This window comes from Nitrosospira sp. Nsp11 (assembly GCF_900142705.1).
Classification (GTDB): domain Bacteria; phylum Pseudomonadota; class Gammaproteobacteria; order Burkholderiales; family Nitrosomonadaceae; genus Nitrosospira.
Map to the genome: position 1 here is coordinate 43,306 of NZ_FRBV01000008.1, position 20,703 is coordinate 64,008.

Annotated in this window: 17 protein-coding genes; 15 read left to right on the plus strand and 2 right to left on the minus strand. The window is 52.6% G+C overall.

Annotated elements, in window-relative coordinates:
- Positions 1–224 precede the first annotated feature (224 nt).
- From BUA28_RS10120 to pnp, 9 genes are all read left to right on the plus strand, one after another.
- Entirely contained in the window at positions 225–1,490 is a 1,266-nt protein-coding gene (locus BUA28_RS10120) for a porin (RefSeq protein WP_072768001.1), read from the plus strand.
- 501 nt (positions 1,491–1,991) lie between these two features.
- Positions 1,992–3,098: an adenosyl-hopene transferase HpnH gene (hpnH, locus tag BUA28_RS10125; RefSeq protein ID WP_072768002.1), complete on the plus strand. Its 1,107-nt coding sequence runs from the start codon at positions 1,992–1,994 to the stop codon at positions 3,096–3,098.
- Positions 3,099–3,381: 283 nt separating this feature from the next.
- A complete protein-coding gene (locus BUA28_RS10130; RefSeq protein ID WP_072768060.1) occupies positions 3,382–4,011 on the plus strand; it encodes an HpnM family protein in 630 nt (209 codons plus the stop codon).
- Positions 4,012–4,062: 51 nt separating this feature from the next.
- Positions 4,063–6,720 carry an MMPL family transporter gene (locus BUA28_RS10135; protein ID WP_072768003.1) on the plus strand — a complete coding sequence of 886 codons (2,658 nt, stop codon included), beginning with the start codon at positions 4,063–4,065 and terminating at the stop codon, positions 6,718–6,720.
- 313 nt (positions 6,721–7,033) lie between these two features.
- Positions 7,034–7,732, plus strand: a complete 699-nt coding sequence (locus BUA28_RS10140; protein ID WP_256598296.1) for an MlaA family lipoprotein — start codon at positions 7,034–7,036, stop codon at positions 7,730–7,732.
- Positions 7,733–7,956: 224 nt separating this feature from the next.
- Positions 7,957–9,903, plus strand: a complete 1,947-nt coding sequence (gene shc, locus BUA28_RS10145; RefSeq protein ID WP_072768005.1) for a squalene--hopene cyclase — start codon at positions 7,957–7,959, stop codon at positions 9,901–9,903.
- Positions 9,900–10,643 carry a phosphorylase family protein gene (locus tag BUA28_RS10150; RefSeq protein ID WP_072768006.1) on the plus strand — a complete coding sequence of 248 codons (744 nt, stop codon included), beginning with the start codon at positions 9,900–9,902 and terminating at the stop codon, positions 10,641–10,643. Before shc ends, BUA28_RS10150 begins: the two co-directional genes overlap by 4 nt.
- Before the next feature lie 191 nt (positions 10,644–10,834).
- Entirely contained in the window at positions 10,835–11,104 is a 270-nt protein-coding gene (rpsO, locus tag BUA28_RS10155) for a 30S ribosomal protein S15 (RefSeq protein WP_072768007.1), read from the plus strand.
- A 120-nt stretch (positions 11,105–11,224) separates the two neighbouring features.
- Positions 11,225–13,330: a polyribonucleotide nucleotidyltransferase gene (gene pnp, locus BUA28_RS10160; protein WP_072768008.1), complete on the plus strand. Its 2,106-nt coding sequence runs from the start codon at positions 11,225–11,227 to the stop codon at positions 13,328–13,330.
- 210 nt (positions 13,331–13,540) lie between these two features.
- Here the strand turns inward: pnp and dksA are convergent, their stop codons facing one another.
- Complete coding sequence (gene dksA / locus BUA28_RS10165; protein ID WP_072768009.1) at positions 13,541–13,963, minus strand: RNA polymerase-binding protein DksA; 423 nt, start codon at positions 13,961–13,963, stop codon at positions 13,541–13,543.
- Positions 13,964–14,494: 531 nt separating this feature from the next.
- On the opposite strand from dksA, the gene BUA28_RS10170 reads away from it, so the two are divergent.
- From BUA28_RS10170 to BUA28_RS10200, 6 genes are all read left to right on the plus strand, one after another.
- On the plus strand, positions 14,495–14,878 hold the full coding sequence (locus BUA28_RS10170; RefSeq protein ID WP_256598297.1) for a hypothetical protein: 384 nt from the start codon (positions 14,495–14,497) through the stop codon (positions 14,876–14,878).
- Between the two features lie 255 nt (positions 14,879–15,133).
- Positions 15,134–15,523 (plus strand): EF-hand domain-containing protein, encoded by a 390-nt coding sequence (locus tag BUA28_RS10180; protein WP_072768012.1) that lies wholly within the window; start codon positions 15,134–15,136, stop codon positions 15,521–15,523.
- A gap of 11 nt (positions 15,524–15,534) precedes the next feature.
- Complete coding sequence (locus BUA28_RS10185) at positions 15,535–16,386, plus strand: HvfB family MNIO-type RiPP peptide maturase (RefSeq protein ID WP_072768013.1); 852 nt, start codon at positions 15,535–15,537, stop codon at positions 16,384–16,386.
- Complete coding sequence (locus BUA28_RS10190; protein ID WP_072768014.1) at positions 16,373–17,122, plus strand: HvfC family RiPP maturation protein; 750 nt, start codon at positions 16,373–16,375, stop codon at positions 17,120–17,122. The genes BUA28_RS10185 and BUA28_RS10190 overlap by 14 nt, the downstream gene beginning before the upstream one ends.
- 116 nt (positions 17,123–17,238) lie before the next feature.
- Positions 17,239–17,871: a class I SAM-dependent methyltransferase gene (locus BUA28_RS10195; RefSeq protein ID WP_072768015.1), complete on the plus strand. Its 633-nt coding sequence runs from the start codon at positions 17,239–17,241 to the stop codon at positions 17,869–17,871.
- A 33-nt stretch (positions 17,872–17,904) separates the two neighbouring features.
- Positions 17,905–19,098: a BaiN/RdsA family NAD(P)/FAD-dependent oxidoreductase gene (locus tag BUA28_RS10200; RefSeq protein ID WP_072768016.1), complete on the plus strand. Its 1,194-nt coding sequence runs from the start codon at positions 17,905–17,907 to the stop codon at positions 19,096–19,098.
- A 169-nt stretch (positions 19,099–19,267) separates the two neighbouring features.
- Here BUA28_RS10200 and BUA28_RS10210 read toward each other — a convergent pair whose 3' ends face one another.
- The gene (locus BUA28_RS10210) at positions 19,268–20,602 is read right to left on the minus strand and encodes a DEAD/DEAH box helicase (protein ID WP_072768018.1); all 1,335 of its coding nucleotides are present in this window, start codon (positions 20,600–20,602) and stop codon (positions 19,268–19,270) included.
- Positions 20,603–20,703: the final 101 nt, after the last annotated feature.

Sequence of the window (20,703 nt, forward strand, 5' to 3'; positions counted from 1 at the left end):
TCACATTTGCCTGGATCACGAGCCGAACCTTTTTGTTGCAAAAAAGCAACACATACATCTTCCATATTTCGAAAGTCTCGTTATTTCCTTGCTAGCCGTTGCGACGTTAGGCACAATCTCTCAACCCTCTCATTCAGAGAGGTCCAAGCAGCGGGACACTACTTCACCGAAATAGGGTCGGTGAGAAGCACCCCACCGTTTCAACTTTAAAGGAGATTTTCCATATGAAAAAGAAACTGATTGCACTGGCTGCTGCTGGTGCACTCGCGGCCCCGGTGGTTGCATCCGCTCAGGGGACAAACGTCACAATTTTTGGCCGGGTACAAGCTGAATACAGCCTTGTCGATTTCGCTAGCCAACCCAGCCAGGGATCACTGCAAGACAACTCCCGCTCATCACGTTGGGGCCTGCACATTACCGAGGATCTCGGCAATGGGCTGAGAGCAAATGCCCGTCTGGAAATGGGCTTGAACGCTGGTTCCGGTTCAGCCACCACTCCTCGGGAGCAATGGGTTGGTCTTTCCAGCAACCAGTGGGGTGATATCAAATTTGGCCGCGTTCAATCTCCCTTCAAGGACTTCGCCGGTGGTATGACGATTGATCCGTTTGCATACACCACGCTGCAAGCCAACGGTGCCGGCGGTACCATGTCTGCTGGCGCCAACGGTCTGGGTTCGGGTGCAAATGGCTTTGTCAACAGCGCCATCCGTTACGACTCAGCAACGATAGAAGGTTTCTCTTTTTCCGGCTTGCTTATGCCGGGTGATGCAAATACGCTCGATCCCCTGCAATCCGGCAGCCTGATAGCTGGCTTCGCTCCGGGCGGACTGGGCAGCCAAGGCAATACCGGCGGTAGAAACGGTGAGTTCGACGGCCAGGCTGCTGCCAAATATCACGTCGATTTCGCAGGTATGGGGCTTGATATATTTGGCGGATACTCCAGAGACAACGCCAATGGAACACAGAAGAGCATCGGTCTCAAGACAGAAGAAATATGGCGAGTTGGTGGTGCATGGACCTGGGAGAACTTCAAGCTCAGCGGCCAATATGAAAATATCAACAACGCGCTTGGCTCCGCCACCTGTACCACAGCAGCCGCACTGGTAGCAAACCCGCTCGACGCCGCTGGTAGCGGCACAGGGCAGTGCAATTCCGCAATGAACTGGGGTGGCGATGGCAACATCTGGTTCGCAGGCGCGCAATACAAGTGGGGCAACACCACCCTGGTGGCTCAGGGCGGTATGACCAAGGCTCACGCAGGCGGCGTCAATGGCGCACAAGCACGCAAGGCCGATAGCTTTACGGTAGGCGCGATTCATAATCTGAGCAAGCGCACGAGCGTGTTCGGTGGCTATCAGCATGTGTACGTGAGCAATCCGAATGCTGCGTCCGTGAATGACCTCGGCACCGCTACTGTCAGCTATAATACTCCGAGCTATGCAACAGGTAGCCGTGCTACCTACACGATTGGTATCCGTCACAATTTTTAATTGAGACGAACCAGTTGAGAATGGGGCGCCTAGGCGCCCCATTTTTTTCCTTCTTTTAGGGAACCAGCCCATCCCATAAAGAGAGAAGTGGAAGGGAATAGAACATGCCCCAAACCACCATTAGGCGTGCGTTAAGGGTTGTTCGGAGGCTCATAAGACCCTGAAAAGGTTGTGTGTTTAGTTTGAAAAATATCCGTGCTAATATGCTGTTGTAAAAAGAATGTAAGAGAAAAAATTACCGGAACTTGATCTGTCGCAGAGCGCTTCAAGATGGCGTAATGAGGCAGCATATTTAATGCGGAATGCATGGTGGGTCAGGAGTGGAGAGACCGGAGTACCAGAGCGGTAGCTTGCAAGCTGCAGGAGTGAGATACGCGATCTTCCGGGGATCAAAACGTATCGGGGCTATCAAGTTCGGCATGGGAAAATAACAGAAAAAACTGGGCACTTATTGCCTGTGGCTATCAATCGGTTTTATACAAGTTTTTGGAGGGTTTACTCATGGGAGTTCCTTTACGTCAACAAATAGCTGTAGGCACTTATCTGCTCAAGCAAAAGTTGAAAGGGGTAAAAAAATATCCTATGGTTCTGATGCTGGAGCCTCTGTTTCGTTGTAATTTGGCTTGTGCAGGCTGCGGTAAAATAGACTATCCGGACCACATCCTGGATCAGCGGCTTTCTGTTGAACAATGCATGGAGGCGGTTGATGAGTGTGGCGCGCCCATGGTATCCATTCCCGGGGGGGAACCGCTGATACATAAGGAAATGCCGCAAATTGTCGCGGGTATTATTGCGCGGAAAAAGTATATTTACCTGTGCACGAATGCGCTCCTGTTGAAAAAAAAGATGGACGACTATACGCCGTCACCTTATTTGACTTTTTCCATCCATCTGGATGGCCTGAAAGAGAGGCATGATGCCTCAGTTTGCCAGGATGGTGTTTTTGACCGGGCAGTTGAAGCCATAAAATTGGCAGTGGCAAGAGGGTTCAGGGTCACCGTAAACTGTACCCTGTTTCAGGGCGAGACGCCCGAGGATGTTGCCGAGTTTCTTGATTATGCCATGGAGTTAGGTATCGAAGGCGCAACCATCGCGCCGGGATTCAGCTATGAACGCGCTCCGAGGCAAGATATCTTTATTAAGGGGAAGGATACCAAGAATTTATTTCGAGGTATCTTCAAGTTGGGCAAGACACGGAACTGGAAGTTGAATCATTCCACGCTTTATCTTGATTTTCTTGCAGGTAACCAGAATTATCAATGTACTCCTTGGGGCAATCCAACGCGCAATGTGTTCGGGTGGCAAAAACCTTGCTACTTATTGTCGGATGAAGGATATGCGTCCAGTTTCCAGGAACTGCTGGAGGACACCCCGTGGGAAAAATACGGTAACAGTAGCAATCCCAAGTGTGCCCAGTGCATGGCCCATTGTGGCTATGAGGCCACCGCCGTTGAAGATATGTTACAGCATCCGGTGAAGGCATTACTCACCTCCCTCAGGGGTCCGAGAACCACCGGTCCAATGGTGGCTGAATCTACACCTAAATGGGCGTCGGAAAAACTGAAATCTCCAGCAACGCTCGCTGGAATTCCTGTTAAAGTAGAGTGATAAACCATCGCTATTGTTGTGCCCTTAAAGCCCGCGCGCCGGCTTTAAGGGCAACAGAACCCCGGCTTCCTCTGATTACTCGCTGTTCACAGTGAGTTCATGGGGCATGGCTGTTATGGACGCTTGTGATCCCAGGCTTAAACAGATGGGATAGCCATGGCGGGTTTAATTCAGTCATGGTAGCGCCCAACCCATCGGGTATAATGCTTGGCCGGACTGATCAGGCCTCACTTTGGCGCTACGGCGTTATAGCGCGGTTAGCGTTGCTATAAAGGTTGTCAATATGAAAGTCCTGCGCGCTATTACGTCCGCTTTGAAATTTCAGATGATAGCAGTCATGTTTCTGACTGCGCCGGCATCCTGGGCCGAGCCTCAGGATTCTCCCGGTCCGGAACAGGTCGTGAATGACCTGCACGAGTCACTTCTCAAGTCGATGCGAGAAGGCCCAAAACTCGGATATGAAGGTCGCTATGAATTGCTGGCCCCTGTTATTGATCGTACCCACGATCTTGATTTTATTGCCCGCACTACGCTAGGGGCCAACTGGACTCAGCTGGATGCCGAGCAACAGCGTACGTTCAAGGACATTTTCAGAAAGCTCAGCATCGGCACCTACGCGGGTTGGTTCAAAAGTTACGAAGGTGAGCGGTTCGAATTTATAGAGCAACAATCCATGCCGCGGGATCAGATAATGGTACGCAGCAAGCTGTTTTTACCTACCGGTGAGCCCGTACGTTTCGACTATATCCTCCGGAACGGGAAGGATGGATGGCGCATCGTCAACGTCCTGGCTGACGGCGTCAGCGATCTCGCGCTAAAACGGGTCGAGTACCGCGCTATCCTCCAGCGTGATGGTTTCGCGACACTCATCGACATGCTCAAGAAAAAGATCATCCTGACCGAGCAAGGTTAAAAAAACCTGGGCAGCACCGAGGATTGATCGTCCTAAATTGCTTCCTTAAGGATGGCCATACCAACCAAAGCTTCTCACAGCCGCATATACGACATCTTCGCGCGCTGGTCCACACTCTCTTACCGATACGCCGCTTGGGTTCTTCTTTCGGCTTTATTGGTCACTGTCGTATGCGGATTATATGTTTCGCGTAACCTCGGTATAAATACCGATACCACGGACATGCTCTCGGAGCATTTGCCGTTTCGCGTCAATATGAAGCACTACAACGAGACGTTCCCGCAGGATATGGAAACCCTGTTGCTGGTGCTGGACGCTCCCACACCCGAGCAGGTTTACACGGCGGCCGAACGTCTTGCGGCGCGGCTAAAAAAAGATACGGCGAGCTTTTATGATGTCTACACTCCTAACGTGGACGTTTTTTTTGAGCGTAACGGCTTGCTCTACGAAAGTCTTCCCGAGCTGGAACAAATCACCGATCGTTTGGCCGCTGCACAGCCGCTCATAGCACATATCTCCGAAAACCCCACTCTGTCATCTTTCACTTCCGTGCTTACCAGGGCGGTGGACGAATTGCGCGAGGGACGCAGCATGGAGCTTCAGCCCGTGCTGCGCGGGATAAGTGCAACTTTTGACGCGCGGGTCGACGGATCGCCTCGGGCCTTATCGTGGCAAACGCTGTTTAACGGTGAGCCGCAGAAGAATAAGTACCAGCAGCTGATCGTAGTTAAGCCAAAGCTTGATTACACGCAGCTATCCCCGGCAGAGCAGCCCATCGCCGCCCTTTATGCAGCAGCAAAAGATATCGGGGTGTCGGCAAACGGCCCGGTTCGGATGCGAATTACCGGTGAGGTAGCGCTAGCTGAGGAGGAACTCAACAGCTCGCTGCGTGGAATGGAGTATGCCGGAATCATAACGTTTGTAATGGTCGCCATAGTGCTTTACTTTGCGATGCATAACGCGGGTCTGATAATTAATGTGCTCGTCTGCCTGACGATGGGTTTGCTTCTTACCGCGGCGTTCGCCACTGCGGCGGTTGGTCACCTGAATCTGATCTCTATCGCGTTTGCAGTGCTGTATATCGGTCTGGGGGCAGATTTTGCTATCCATTTTCTGCTCCGATATCGTGAGATCCTGGAAAGTGGTACTCCGCCAGCCGAAGCCATGCATCTGTCTGGCGGCGACGCCGGGGCGGCACTGACTGCGTGTACGATCACCAACGCCATCGGTTTTTACGCATTCATGCCTACCGATTATAGCGGAGTCGCGGAATTGGGGATCATTTCCGGTACTGGCATGGTGATCAGTCTGCTTGTTACCCTTACCATAGGCCCCGCCCTGCTACGTTATTTTCCCAGGAAAGTGTCAACGAAGGCCGCCACAAAGAGTTCAGTGGGGAAAGTGCTTGAGCTATCCTTGAAGTGGCACAAGTTGACCTATGCCGTCACTTTCGTCGCTTTGGTCGCTGCTCTTGCAATACTGCCGCGGGTAACGTTTGACTATAATCTGCTGAATATGCAAGCTCAGAACGGGGAAGCGATACGGACATTCAAGGAACTTCTTGTGGATGCCGACAATTCCCCCTGGCATGCGACTGCGTTGGCCGGCAGCCGAAAAGAAGCAGAACGTCTGGCGCAGCAGCTGGCCAAGCTTCCCGAAGTGACCAAGGTGGTCACCATCTTCGATCTGTTGCCGGCGGAGCAGGAAGAGAAACTTTCGCTTATCGAGGAAATGGCGCTTACGATGGGGCCGATGACGAATTCAATGCAGGCCCGGCCGATGGGCGGTGAAGCCCAGATAAGTCAGCGTAAATCTTTGGATGCATTGGCCGCCGCCTTGGATCGATTTATCGCCGAGCGTCCAGATCATCCCGCGTCGGCGAGTGTTCGCGCTCTCAAAGCGTCCCTTGCCGCTCTGCTTGCCCGACTCGATGCGGCGAGCGTCGACGAGAGAAGCCGCTTGCTGCAGTCAGTGGAGGCCGATCTTCTCACTACGCTGCCCTCCGCTTTGCAGAGCATGCGGATTGCTACCGAAGCCGTTCCATTTGGCATGCAGGATCTGCCGGAATCGCTAAGCAGCCGGTGGAAAAGCCGCTCGGGCGAGTACCGGGTCGCGATCTATCCGGCTGAAGATCTTAACGACAACGATGCATTGCGGCGTTTTGTGCGCGCTGTGCAACAGGTCGCACCGAACGCCACCGGGGCGCCTATGGTGAGCCTCGAGGCAGGTGAGGCGGTGGTGCAGGCATTTATCCAGGCATTCCTGCTGGCGCTGGCGGGGATTGTCGCCGCGCTGCTGATAATATTGCGCAGCGTGAAATATACGCTGTTGGTCCTGACCCCGCTTTTGCTGTCCAGTTTGTTTACTGCCGCGTTCACCGTCGTGTTGGATGTACCGTTCAACTTTGCCAATATCATTGCTTTGCCGCTATTGCTTGGTCTCGGTATCGACAGCAGCCTGCACATGGTGCACCGAAGCCTGAATAACGAGATGGTGAGCGAGGTTTTGATCCACACCAGCACCGCGAGGGCCATTTTCTATAGTGCTCTGACTGCACTGGTCGATTTCGCAAGTCTCATGTTTTCATCGCACGAAGGTACCGCCAGCATGGGAATAATGCTTACCGTCGGACTGACTTTTACGCTCCTCTGCACGCTGGTAATACTGCCGATCTTATTGAAGGCACCCGCCCAAAGCATTAAGGTATGATCACGCCTTAAGCCGCTGGTGAATATAAGTCCTGGAACGGGGATGAGGGGTCGGGAAGCCAAGTCACCGCCGCTGTCCCGGCAGGCTTATTCTCCCTTTGTTTACGTAAGCGAACTTATACGCTAAATTGTCATTTATTGTTTATACTCCCCACTTGGAGCGCCGCCGCGTTATTAAAGTAGCAATGCCTGGAGATTAGCATTCATGCCTATCTTAACTGATCATGATACATAACCACCGGACAACCGTTTTGCTGGCAATATGTGCCGTATTGTTCGCGGGATGCGCTACCGTACGAACGAGCGACTCCGGCATGGATCCGATTGATCCTAATGAAGAGACCAATCGAAAATTTTATAACTTTACGGATACGATCGACCGAAACCTGCTGGCTCCGGTTGCTGATGTTTATATAAAATACGTACCTGACCCCATGGTGCGTTCGATTGGAAACTTCTATGACAATCTCGCGTATCCGAACGTTATCCTGAACGATTTTTTGCAGGGCAAAGTCCGTCAGGGCTTCCAGGATAGTCTTCGTTTTGTCGTCAATTCAACGGTTGGCTTGGGCGGCTTCTTCGACATGGCGGCGCCCATGGGCTTGCCGCAACATGATGAAGACTTTGGGCAAACACTGGGTGTATGGGGTTTCAATACAGGATCATATCTTTTTGTTCCTCTGCTCGGCCCCAGCACCTATCGAGATGCGCCGGGAATACCCGTAAGCGTTTTCAGCAACCTTTTATTTTATGCCGGCACCTTCGCGAGTAGCGCTATTGTAGGCCCCGTCACGGTTTTAAGCATTATTGACAGAAGAGCGAGGCTCTCTGGCCCTATGCGGGTCCGTGACCAGGCGGCGCTGGACCCCTATCTATTTGTACGAGAGGGATTTTTGCAGCAGCGCAAGCATTTAATTTATGACGGAGATCCGCCACCCGAGAGCTACGAAGACCCGATGGACGAAGAAATCGGACAGAACGACTCCAATGCGGCGTCATCGCTACGGCACTGAAACCTAAGGTAGATACTCGCAATATGCTGGGTTGGCTTGAGGATCGGCCAATATCGATCTCATCGTAAGGCATTCCTTTCTCGAAGCGCCAAAAAGCGCACAGTAGCATAGCGCATAGCAAGTCCATGCAAAAACACAATTTTGTGAATTCTTCAGTTATTTTTCTTATCATATGGATGGATTTCATCCTGAATTCCGCAAAAACGCAACTTGGGTAAAAATTAATGAATAGATTCGGAGGTACCGCCACATTGTCTTCGTTAGATCAACAGGTTAACCCCACCAGTAAAACGACGCTGGAAGATGGATTAACCGCAGCGCGTGATGCTCTGCTGTCGCTACAGAAACAAGATGGTCATTGGTGTTTTCCGTTGGAGGCAGACTGCACAATTCCGGCAGAGTATGTATTAATGATGCACTTCATGGATGATATCGATGTAAGCCTGGAAGTCAGGCTCGCCCGATTTATCCGTGAAAAACAGGATCTCGAGCATGGTGGCTGGCCATTGTACTATGGGGGCCATTTCGACCTTAGCTGTACAATTAAAGCATATTATGCTTTAAAGATCGTAGGTGATTCGCCCGACGCGCCGCACATGATGCGCGCCCGCGCCGCTATTTTAAAACATGGAGGAGCCGCACGAGCTAATGTGTTCACCCGCATACTGCTTGCCATGTACGGTCAGCTTCCTTGGCGCGGCGTTCCATTCGTGCCGGTAGAGATCATTTTGTTGCCTCGCTGGTTCCCTTTCCACTTGAGCAAAATCGCCTATTGGTCTCGTACCGTTACAATACCGCTGTCCATTTTATGCAGTTTGAAGGCGCGTGCGGCGAATCCGCGCGAAATTCATATCCGTGAATTGTTTACGGTGCCTCCGGAGGAAGAGCGTGACTACTTTCCGGTTCGCACTCGCCTCAACCGCCTGTTTTTAATAATTGAGCGTACCGCTTCGCTATTCGAGCCATTCATTCCACAGGCTCTGCGCCGTATTGCAATACGGCGGGCTGAACATTGGATTGTGGAGCGGCTAAACGGGGAGTGTGGTCTGGGAGGAATTTTTCCCGCCATAGTGAATGCGGGCGAGGCCCTGGCATTGCTGGGCTATGCCTACGATCACCCTTATCGAAACCAATGCCGCCAGGCGCTACAAGGTTTGCTGGTGGAGGAAGGCCAACGCGCCTGGTGCCAACCGTGTACGTCGCCCGTGTGGGATACCGTCCTTACCTGCCTCGCCATGCAGGAAAGCGCTGATACGGATCAAAAGCCCGTCCGTGAAGCGCTCGACTGGCTCATTCCCCACCAGATACTCGATGCGCCCGCGGATTGGCAGGAAGACCACCCCGGCTTGCCAGGTGGTGGCTGGGCCTTCCAGTACGCCAACCCTCATTATCCGGATCTGGACGACACCGCAGCTGTGGCTTGGGCACTATATCAGGCGGATCCTCAAGCCTATCATGGGAGCATAGTACGGGCGGCAGATTGGCTTGCAGGAATGCAGTCGCGCGACGGCGGCTTTGCGGCCTTCGACGCCGACAATACTTATTATTATCTTAACGAAATACCATTTGCTGACCATGGGGCCTTGCTTGATCCGCCGACCAGCGATGTCACCGCCCGTTGCACCGGTTTTCTCTCATTGTATGGTGAACCCAGACATAAGATTGTTGTGGAACGAGGCCTCGCCTATCTATTTCGCGAGCAGGAACCCAGCGGAGCCTGGTTTGGACGCTGGGGAAGCAATTATATCTACGGCACCTGGTCAGTAATGGAGGCCTTCCGCCTGGCCCGCGTTGATACCGGCCATCTCGCAATCCGCCGTGCGGTGCAATGGCTGAAGTCGGTGCAGCGCGATGATGGCGGCTGGGGCGAAAGTAACGATACCTACTTCGAACCGGAGAACGCCGGACAGTTCGAGAGAAGCACGTCTTTTCAGACGGCCTGGGCGCTGTTAGCCCTGATGGCGGCAGGTGACGGGCACAGCAATGAAGTGCGCCGGGGCATCGAATACCTGTTGCGTGAACAGGGCGCCAATGGATTATGGAATGACCCGTGGTTTACGGCACCCGGTTTTCCGCGGGTTTTTTACCTGAGATATTATGGCTATACCAAGTATTTCCCACTGTGGGCACTGGCCAGGTTTCATGCTTTGACGCGGAAGATTTCTGCGTGAGGGAGATTGGCATCATCACGGCGATGCGGATAGAAGCTCGATGTATTACCTCGCTCCGTCTGCCCTTCAATCAAAAAATCAGCTTGGGGGAAAACGCTGCAATCTGGCTCTGCGGAATGGGTGAAGAGGCCGCTCGCGGCGCCGCAGAAGGGTTGAGAATGGGTGGCGCGAGTGCCTTGATGAGTTTTGGGTTTGCAGGCGCATTGGATTCAAATTTGCGTCCGGGGCATTTGATATTGCCTGAGTCAGTCCATGCCGATCGTTCATTGCAAGTCGACCTGAGCTGGCGTGACAGTTTGCGGCAATGTCTGCCTGGCCACTTGAACGTTACCGGCGGCGTATTGGCTGCGAGCAGCAAGATGCTGACCTCGGCTATCGCCAAGCGTGAGCTGGCGCAGGCAACCGGGGCTTGCGCAGTGGACATGGAAAGCGGTGCGGTGGCAGAAGCTGCCGTCCGCGCGGGCTTGCCGTTTCTGGCCATACGGGCGATCTCAGACCCGGTTGACTTTTCGCCGCCTCCAGTTCTGCTCGATGCAGTGCGCCCGGACGGAAGCGCGGACCTCGCTCGCCTCCTGCCTCTGCTGGTACGGGGATCTTTAGCAGTTAGTACGCTACTTCGTCTCGCGATGGGTTCGCGTGCCGCGTGTGCCGCTCTGTCTGCTGTGGTGCGTTATGCCGGCGCGGAAATTGGCATGAAGACACGTAATGCCGCATCACCCCGCGGATATGTGTCAGACTAGCGAACTGGTTAAGTATGATTTCGAGATTGGTGCGCAAAGGCGGTTGTATTCCCCGTCTTATTTCCCGTAGACTCGACGGCGCTTACCAGCCCGGTATTCGAAAATGAAATAAAGTCATTACATTACTTGAGAGTTAACCCTGTTAAAGAGTAAAATGTCGCCCTTTCCTATTGGGCGTAATGGAGAGCAGTATGGCAGTTAAAACCGAACAAAAAGCGCAGGTGGTGCGCGACTATCAACGAGCAGACGGAGATACTGGTTCCCCCGAAGTGCAAGTGGCTTTATTGACCGCTCGCATCAACGATTTGGCCGGTCATTTCAAAGCGCACGTCAAGGACCATCACTCACGCCGCGGCTTGCTGCGTATGGTAAGCCGTCGCCGCAAGCTGCTGGATTACCTGAAGCGTAGCAGCGATGATAGTTATCGTGCGCTGATCGAGCGCCTTGGCTTGCGTAAATAGATATCGAGCAGCGTGAGATAGCAGCGGCATGAATGAAATCGCTATTTCCAATAAGCCTGGCCGGAGCTATAGCTATTGATCTGACGTGACCGGCATGATTTTATCGAAAAGGGCAGTTAATTGAAAATCAAGAAAAGCATTACCTACGGGTCTCATCAACTAACACTCGAAACCGGGGAAATAGCAAGGCAGGCGCACGGCGCAGTGATGGTCACTATGGACGACACCGTGGTCCTTGTTACCGTGGTGGGTGCAAAAAATGCTAAACAGGGACAAGACTTTTTCCCCTTGACCGTGGATTATCAGGAAAGGACCTACGCCGCCGGTAGAATACCGGGTAGTTTTTTTAAGCGCGAAGGCCGTCCATCGGAGAAGGAAATTCTCACCTCCCGCCTTATTGACCGCCCTATCCGCCCGTTATTCCCGGAAAGTTTTTATAATGAAGTTCAGATTGTGGCCACGGTTCTGTCCTCCGATAACGAGGTGGATGCGGATATACCTGCCCTTCTGGGCGCCTCCGCTGCGCTGGTTCTTTCCGGCATACCGTTCGATGGCCCGATCGGCGCGGCTCGTGTCGGTTACATCAATGGCGAATATATATTAAACCCGAGTACTACCGAGCTGAAGCAGACTCAACTGAATCTGGTGGTGGCGGGTACTCAGCGAGCTGTGCTGATGGTTGAGTCCGAAGCACTGGAGCTATCCGAAGAAATCATGTTGGGCGCTGTCGTCTACGGCCACCAGCAAATGCAAGTGGTGATCGACGCGATCAGCGAATTGGCGGACGAAGCAGGGGTTACCGCATGGGACTGGGCCCCGGTGTCGAAGGATGCCGCGCTTGCTGAGAAAATCGCCCATTTGGCCGAAAATGACTTGCGAGCCGCATTCCGGCTAAAGCAGAAGCAGGCGCGATCGGAAACCATAGACGATATCTGGAAAAGAGTATTTACCGAAGTGGGTGTCAATTCTGAGGAAGGGCCGGACGCGCAATCCGTAAAGGAGGCCTGCTTTGCCCTGGAATCAAAAATTGTGCGAACACAGATATTGGATGGCGAGCCTCGTATAGATGGGCGTGATACGCGAACCGTCCGGCCGATTACGATCCGTAACGGCTTGTTACCGCGTGCTCACGGCTCTGCGTTGTTTACCCGAGGGGAAACTCAGGCGCTGGTAGTGGCAACGTTGGGCACCGGACGGGATGAGCAGAAAATCGATGCACTGCAAGGCGATTACTCCGAACGCTTTATGCTCCACTACAATATGCCGCCTTATGCTACGGGCGAGACCGGCCGTGTAGGGACGCCCAAACGCCGTGAAATCGGCCATGGACGTCTTGCCAAGCGGGCTTTGATTGCTGTGTTGCCCACTCCCGAAGAGTTTGGTTATTCTCTCAGAGTGGTATCGGAGATTACCGAATCGAACGGATCCAGTTCCATGGCGTCGGTTTGCGGTGGTTGTCTTGCGTTAATGGACGCCGGTGTACCACTGAAAGCCCATGTGGCAGGTATTGCCATGGGATTAATCAAGGACGGCAACAGATTTGCAGTGTTGACCGATATCCTGGGGGATGAAGATCATCTGGGCGATATGGATTTCAAAGTGGCCGGTACCGAAGCAGGCATCACTGCGCTACAAATGGATATCAAGATTCAGGGCATCACTAAAGAAATCCTGCATGCGGCACTGATACAGGCAAAGGAAGGCCGCCTGCATATTCTTGGAATTATGAAACAGGCTTTGCCCACCACGCGCGAGGATATTTCGGAACATGCGCCGCGTATTATCAAAATAAAAATCAATCCCGAGAAAATCCGTGACGTAATTGGTAAGGGCGGGGCGGTGATTCGTGCGTTGACGGAAGAAACCGGGACCACAATCGATATCGCTGACGACGGCACAGTGATGATAGCGTGTATCAGTGCTGAAGGTGGCGAGTTGGCAAGGAAGCGTATCGAGGATATAACGGCCGAGGTTGAGGTTGGAAGAATTTACGACGGAACCGTTTTAAAACTTCTGGACTTCGGCGCAATAGTTAGCGTCCTCCCGGGCAAGGATGGGTTGTTGCATATCTCGCAAATTGCCAACGAGCGCGTCAATAATGTAACTGACCATCTCAAGGAAGGTCAGGTGGTGCGTGTTAAAGTTCTGGAAGCCGATGACAAAGGCCGTTTACGCCTGAGCATGAAAGCTGTTTCTGCCGAGGTCACTGACAACACGGCAATCTAGGTATAGCTGAACAATCTCTTGCGAGAATTGTAGCTCCTCAAAAAGGAGTACCTATTACATGCTGCTCTCCATCGCTGAAGACAGATCCAACCTGTTTCCGCGGAAATAAAAAAAGCCCTAATCGCGAGATAGGGCTTTTTATCTTATAGCAATAATATTCGATTCAGCAACGTCTGCAGATGTATACCTGTAGAAGTCAGCCGAAAAATACTATTTAGCGACCTGCTTTTCCCTTATTTCATCCAGGGTCTTGCAATCAATGCAGAGAGTGGCGGTGGGCCGGGCTTCAAGTCGCTTAAGACCGATTTCTACGCCACAGCTTTCACAATAACCGTAATCGCCAGTATCTATTTTTGCGATAGTCTCGTCAATTTTCTTGATCAATTTGCGCTCACGGTCTCGGTTCCGTAACTCCAGCGCCATGTCCGATTCCTGGCTGGCGCGATCGTTAGGATCAGCGAAAATCGTGGCTTCGTCCTGCATGGTGTGAACCGTGCGATCAATATCTCGTCCCAACTCAAACTTGATGCCTTCCAGTATATTGCGGAAATGCATAAGCTGCTTGGAACTCATATAGGTTTCTCCCTTCTTCGGTTTATAGGGGCTAGCCTGTTTATGCAGTTCTTGCGGCATATTAATATTCCTTTTCTATTTCTGGTGATCTGTGGTAACACTTACAGAAAAAAACATTATACAGCAAGTAGGTTGGCGGTTTGTCTGATGTGGTTCCCCGAGAAATTAACCCCGCTTTAGATGACCTCCGGTCAATCAGTTGCATGAAGACTCCCAACATCGACAGCGGGAATTCTTGCAGAATTCCCATTGCTTGAATACCCCCAAAAGAAAATAAATAACCCGTTAAATTAACGGTCGAGGAACGTTTGATTTAAGCGCGGCGGGTCCTTGTTCTATTTCTTTGTGAAGCATTGCCATGATAGGGCAGGTGCGACAAATTGCCGCACCTGCCCTAATATTTGTGCTATGTTTCTTATGGTCGTTCTTGTCTCCAAACGATATCGCATTATTCAAGAATGGCGGAGGTTGTTTAATATCGGGTTTCTGCGCACGTCGAAGTCAATCGCAAAAAAAACTGGTCGATAAAAGTCGACACAACAACCGGTTTTTCGCTGAGTTTCGTAACATCCCTAACATATACAGGAGAACATGATGTCCAACAAAAAATCCCTTATTTCTATCGCAATAGGCTCCGCTTTTGTCGCTACTCTCGGTACGGTACCGGGTGTTTCTGCGGCCGATAATCCATTTACCATGCAGTCCCTCGACAAAGGTTACATGGTGGCCGATTCCCATAACTATGGCGAAAAGAAAGGTGGAGAAGGTAAGTGCGGCGGTGAAGGCGCATGCGGCGAAGGCAGGTGCGGCGCGGCTATGGCAGATGCGAATCGTGACGGCAAGATCACCAAGGAAGAATGGACGAAGCATCACGACGCCATGTTTGAACATATGGATACCGACAAGGATGGCGTTATCACTAAAGATGAAAAGAAGGGCAAAATGAAAGACGGCAAGTGCGGTAGCAGTAAATAACTTAAGAGACCATCTGAACAATTTCTAGCTATTGTCAAATCCCTGGTCGTCTTTGTTTTGTACGGCTTGGCCTCCGCTTTCCTGTGCCTCATCCAACGCAGGAAAGCGGGGTTCTACCAGCCGTCGGACTTGAAGAGAAGAATCGCAGCTTTTGCAGCTGATTTCCTTCAAGTCTGACAGCTGCCTGGTTAAGGCAATCCCCAATTCATTCGAACTGTGACATAATATTCCATCCAAAAATTAGGAGAAAATACTGTGCGCAACAAGAAAACCATGATTTCGCTGACCGTTGGTTCTGCCCTTGCCGCTACACTTGGCGCTGTACCGTTCGCCTCCGCGGCAGACAGCCCTTTTACCGCTCAATCCCTGGATAAGGGCTATGTGCTGGCGTATGCCGATAAGGTAGACCCTAGCAAATATGGCGCTGGAGCAAAATCCGGTGAAGGTCGATGCGGCATGTCGATGGTAGATGCCAATAAGGACGGCAAAGTCACCAAGCAAGAATTTCTCAAGCATCATGAAAACATATTCGACAGGATCGATGCCAACAAGGATGGGGCAGTGGATCAGCCTGAGGCCGATAGCTATGGGGGAAGCAAGCCAAGTGCGCCGAACACGGCCCCCCATGCTGGAATGAAGAAGTAATTTTTCCCGTCGTGGAATTCCTGCCTCGTGCCAGTGCAGGTCTCGGTTTTCGGCGGGAATTGATCCCAGCGTTAAAAGCCGGTGTTCCCGATGCCATTGATTTCTTTGAGATCGCACCGGAAAACTGGATTGATCTTGGAGGCATTCTGGGGCGCGATCTGTGCGTTTTCACTGAGCGCTACCCTTTTGTCTGCCATGGCCTTTCGCTCTCGATCGGCAGTCCGGCGCCGCTGGACGAGGTATTGTTGAAAAAAATCCGGCGGTTTCTGGATCGACATCAAATCCGCTTTTACACCGAACATCTTTCCTATTGCTCCGACGATGGCCATCTATACGATTTGCTTCCGATACCATTTACTGAAGAAGCAGTGAAATATGTGGCGGCGCGCGTTCGCAGCGTCCAGAACATTCTGGAGCGACGCATCGCGTTGGAAAATGCTTCGTTTTACGTTCAGGCGCCGATCGCCGAGATGAGCGAAGCGGACTTTATTCGCGCTGTATTGGTCGAGGCGGATTGCGATCTGCATCTCGACGTCAATAATGTATACGTCAATAGCATTAATCACGCCTACGACCCGATCGAATTTATCCGTGCGATGCCTACCGAGCGCATCGTTTATATGCATATGGCCGGTCACTATAATGAAGCGGAGAATTTGATTATAGATACGCATGGGGCGGACGTGATCGATCCAGTATGGTCATTGCTTGAGCAAACCTACCATATCCATGGCGTGGCGCCCACTCTGCTGGAGCGCGATTTCAATATCCCGCCCCTCCACGAACTGGTGCGTGAAGTCGAGCGCATCGGCTTGATCCAGACCCGGTATCGGGGACCGAGCCATGGGTATGCCGCTTCCTGAATTTCAGCGCCTCCAGTACGCTTTCACTGCGCATATACGCAACCCCAAGATAAACCCTTGCCCGCGCGGTATTGACACGCGACGCATGGAAATATACAGAAGGCTGGTTTACAACAATCTCGAGAGTTTTCTCCTGACCTGTTTTCCCGTGCTCCATAGAGTGCTGGGAAAACGGCGGTGGACGCGACTCATGCGCTGTTTCCTCGCCACGCATCGCAGCCGCTCGCCTTTTTTTCGCCAAATACCCGATGAGTTCATCCACTTCCTGCAGAGCGAAGAAGCGATACCGGCAAATTATCCGGAATTCGTGCTGGAGCTCGCGCATTACGAGTGGGTAGAACTCGCTCTTTCCATTTCAACCCTGGCGCCGGCTTGGGGAGCGATCGACCGGGAAGGTGGCTTGCTGGAACAGCGTCCGGTTTTAAATCCCGTGTTCGCTAACCTTTGTTATAACTGGCCAGTGCACCGTATTGGTCCCCACACACGAGTCGAGCAAACAGAAACCTACCTGCTCGTATTTCGCGATGCGGATGATCAGATTCAATTCACCGAAATAAATGCGTTTACGTCACGCCTGATAAATCTCCTCGCTTCTGCTGAGCATACGGGCAAAGCGGCGCTTCAAATCATTGCCATGGAAAGTCAGCATCCCTCGCCTGAGGTCGTAATTCAGGGCGGGTTTGAAATCATGCGCGATTTAATGGCGCGTGGCGCGATACTGGGCGTTTCCAAATAATATATCGTCATTGTTCTCTGTACACTACGCAATTAGCTGAGGCATAGCCGGTAGCCGGTAGCCGACAGAATATATCGCGATAATTTTTCTATCACATTCGATGAGAGTCGCCCCATATGAAGCCAAACTCACTGGATCTCGGGGAAATCACCGACCTTACGCTGGCCCGCTACAACGAACGAGCCGAGGCTTTCTGGACGGGAACGAAAGACCATGACGTCGGGCAAAATATCGCAGCGTTGCTTCAACATATCAAAGCCGTTCCCCCCTTCAACATATTGGATTTCGGCTGTGGACCAGGCCGTGATATGAAGGTTTTTGCAGAACTTGGCCATCTTGCAACAGGACTGGAGGGGGCGATGAATTTTGTCGAAATGGCCCGCAGCCATAGTGGTTGCGAGGTATGGCATCAGGATTTTCTCAGGCTCGATTTGCCGGATGGATATTTTGACGGCATATTTGCCAATGCTTCGCTGTTTCATGTTCCCACGTCCGAGTTATCGCGTGTATTGAAGGAACTTTGGTCAACGCTGAAGCTAAACGGAGTGTTATTCAGCTCGAACCCGCGGGGAAATAACGAGGAGGGCTGGAACCAGGGGCGCTACGGCGTATACCACGATATCGAAAGCTGGAGGGACTATCTCGCCAATGCCGGGTTCGTCGAAATTATCCATTACTATCGCCCTGCCGGCCTTCCTTTCGAACAACAATCATGGCTGGCCAGCGTGTGGCGTAAAGCGGCTGTATAACGTTAGCAGTGAAAATGGCTGCAACATGCCAACATGAAATCAAAAAAAGATGTAGTGGTGATAGGCGCCGGGGCGGCCGGAATGATGTGCGCAATCGAAGCGGGAAAGCGCGGGCGATCCGTGCTGCTCTTGGAACATTCAAGCAAGCTGGCAGAGAAAATCCGGATCTCGGGCGGTGGACGTTGTAATTTCACCAATCTCCACACGAGGCCGGAGGATTTTCTCTCACAAAATCCACATTTCTGCCGATCAGCATTGTCCCGCTTTACCCCCCAAAACTTTATCGATCTGGTGGAAAAGCATCGAATTCACTATCACGAAAAAAAGCTGGGGCAATTATTCTGCGACGACAGTTCGCAGCAAGTCATCGGCCTGCTGCGACGTGAATGCGATAGTGCCGGCGTCGAGTGGGAAATGCCATGCCAAGTGAGTAATGTAAGTCTTCTCGGCATCGACGGCTCCAGGTTCTTGCTGGAAACCGACCGTGGCACATTGGCAACCGATGCAGTGGTGATTGCTACCGGTGGCCTCTCCATTCCACAAATTGGCGCGAGCCCCTTCGGATATCGCGTCGCGGAGCAATTCGACATCGCGGTTACCCCTCTGCGGCCTGGATTGGTTCCGTTGATTTTTGCACCCCAGCAACTGGCCTGTTTTTCAGAAATTCCTGGAGTTGCGCTTGATGCAGTGGTGAGTTGCAATGGCGTGCGATTCCGCGAGAACCTGTTAATCACACACCGCGGCTTGAGCGGGCCCGCGATATTGCAGATTTCTTCATACTGGCGGCCGGGATTACCGCTGCACATCGACCTGCTGCCGGATCTCGACGCGGCTGCATGGCTGCTCGATCATAAGTATAGCGCCACGCTATTACCCAATCTGCTAGCGCAGCACTTGCCCCGGCGTTTCGCACGGGTCTGGAGCGAAACGATCGTGCGTGGGCAGTCAACTGGGCCGGTAAACCAGTACAGTGACAAGAGCTTGAAGCAGATTGCCGCACAATTGCACGACTGGCAGGTTATTCCGGATGGTACCGCGGGCTACAAGAAGGCGGAAGTCACGCTCGGCGGCGTGGATACCCGGGAATTATCGTCCAAAAGCATGGAGGCGAAAAAAGTGCCCGGGCTTTATTTTATAGGTGAAGTGGTGGACGTGACGGGACATCTGGGTGGGTTCAATTTCCAGTGGGCCTGGGCGTCCGGTTATGCCGCCGGCCAGTTTGTATAGTTCTGCTTCCATCCGGCAGTTCTCCAGAAACCATATTTTTCGGCGTATCTATACCGGTATTTTCTCGCTGAGCAAAATTCATTTCCAACGGTTGAAAATGGTACTACGTCGCCAGTTTACCCAGATCATCGAGCAACGCTTGGCATACCCTGGAATGGAATGAGGCATATCAACGGCCGCGCCCGCCCGAACGCTGCAATGCAGGCATGCGACCGGCAGCAGGTCCTGTAGATAATCTGGCGGATGGTGGCTTTGTACCTGGCTGTCCTCCCCTCCTTTGGCTACGTCCGGGAAGTCCGGGCGGCAAGCGGCGCTGTCCGCCGCTGCTCCCATTCACGATCGGCTCGGCCTTGATTCGCGGGTCTGGCTCGAAGCCAGCGATAATTTTGCTGGATAAATCCCGTTTGATCAGCCTTTCGATATCCGTCAACAGCTTGAGCTCGTCCACGCATACCAGCGACACTGCATCTCCTTCTGCCCCTGCCCGCCCAGTGCGTCCGATGCGGTGAACGTAATCTTCCGCCACGTTGGGCAATTCGAAGTTGACTACATGTGGTAATTCGTTGATATCGATTCCGCGTGCGGCAATGTCGGTTGCTACCAGTACCTGCAGGCTGCCAGTCTTGAATTCCGCCAGTGCTCGCGTGCGTGCCGACTGGCTTTTATTGCCGTGTATGGCAAGCGATGGAATGCCACTCGCAACCAGATGCTCAGCCAATTTGTTGGCGCCGTGCTTGGTGCGGGTGAATACCAGTACCTGCGACCAGCGGTGCTGCTTGATAAGATGGGCAAGCAGATCGCGCTTCCGCTCACGATCCACCGGATGCACAATATGTGTCACGTTGGCAGCGGTTGCGTTGCGCGCCGCGACATCGATCATGGCCGGCTGGTTGAGCAAGCCAGCAGCCAGCGCCCGGATACCATCGGAAAAAGTGGCGGAGAACAGCAGATTCTGCCGCTGTACGGGCAGCAGCATGAGTATCTTTTTTATGTCGCGAATGAAACCCATGTCGAGCATGCGGTCAGCTTCGTCCAGCACCAGGATTTCAACATGCGACAGGTCGAGCGTTTTTTGCTGTACATGATCCAGCAGGCGGCCCGGGGTGGCGACCAGAATATCCACGCGGCTCTTCAGGCGGGTGATCTGCGGATTGATATTGACCCCACCAATCATTATCATCGAGCTCAGCTTCAGGTATTTGCCATATATGCGTATGCTTTCCTCCACCTGTGCTGCCAGCTCGCGCGTAGGGACGAGAACCAGCGCGCGTATGGGCGGCCTGCCGCTGGAGGGTCCCTTAATGCTCCTGTCCGACAAACGATGCAGGATGGGCAAGGTAAATGCAGCGGTCTTGCCAGTGCCGGTTTGAGCCCCGGCCATTAAATCGCCGCCCGCCAGCACCGCAGGGATGGCTTGTAGTTGAATGGGCGTTGGATCGGTATAGCCGCGTTCAATCACGGCACGAAGAATTTCATCGGACAGGCCGAAGATAGAGAAAGACATAAAACTCCAAGGTAACATCGGCCTGTCGCCCCATTAGGAGACGCCAGTCTTAGGCAGACGGGTAAGTTCGAAAAACAGAATGGACGGCGTGAAGACGTGGA

Excerpts from the sequence above, each read along its gene's own strand:
- BUA28_RS10120 (WP_072768001.1), top strand. The coding sequence starts at position 225 with ATGAAAAAGAAACTGATTGCACTGGCTGCTGCTGGTGCACTCGCGGCC.
- hpnH (WP_072768002.1), top strand. The coding sequence starts at position 1,992 with ATGGGAGTTCCTTTACGTCAACAAATAGCTGTAGGCACTTATCTGCTC.
- BUA28_RS10130 (WP_072768060.1), top strand. The coding sequence starts at position 3,382 with ATGAAAGTCCTGCGCGCTATTACGTCCGCTTTGAAATTTCAGATGATA.
- BUA28_RS10135 (WP_072768003.1), top strand. The coding sequence starts at position 4,063 with ATGGCCATACCAACCAAAGCTTCTCACAGCCGCATATACGACATCTTC.
- BUA28_RS10140 (WP_256598296.1), top strand. The coding sequence starts at position 7,034 with ATGGATCCGATTGATCCTAATGAAGAGACCAATCGAAAATTTTATAAC.
- shc (WP_072768005.1), top strand. The coding sequence starts at position 7,957 with ATGAATAGATTCGGAGGTACCGCCACATTGTCTTCGTTAGATCAACAG.
- rpsO (WP_072768007.1), top strand. The coding sequence starts at position 10,835 with ATGGCAGTTAAAACCGAACAAAAAGCGCAGGTGGTGCGCGACTATCAA.
- dksA (WP_072768009.1), bottom strand. The coding sequence starts at position 13,963 with ATGCCGCAAGAACTGCATAAACAGGCTAGCCCCTATAAACCGAAGAAG.
- BUA28_RS10170 (WP_256598297.1), top strand. The coding sequence starts at position 14,495 with ATGATGTCCAACAAAAAATCCCTTATTTCTATCGCAATAGGCTCCGCT.
- BUA28_RS10190 (WP_072768014.1), top strand. The coding sequence starts at position 16,373 with ATGCCGCTTCCTGAATTTCAGCGCCTCCAGTACGCTTTCACTGCGCAT.
- BUA28_RS10195 (WP_072768015.1), top strand. The coding sequence starts at position 17,239 with ATGAAGCCAAACTCACTGGATCTCGGGGAAATCACCGACCTTACGCTG.
- BUA28_RS10200 (WP_072768016.1), top strand. The coding sequence starts at position 17,905 with ATGAAATCAAAAAAAGATGTAGTGGTGATAGGCGCCGGGGCGGCCGGA.
- BUA28_RS10210 (WP_072768018.1), bottom strand. The coding sequence starts at position 20,602 with ATGTCTTTCTCTATCTTCGGCCTGTCCGATGAAATTCTTCGTGCCGTG.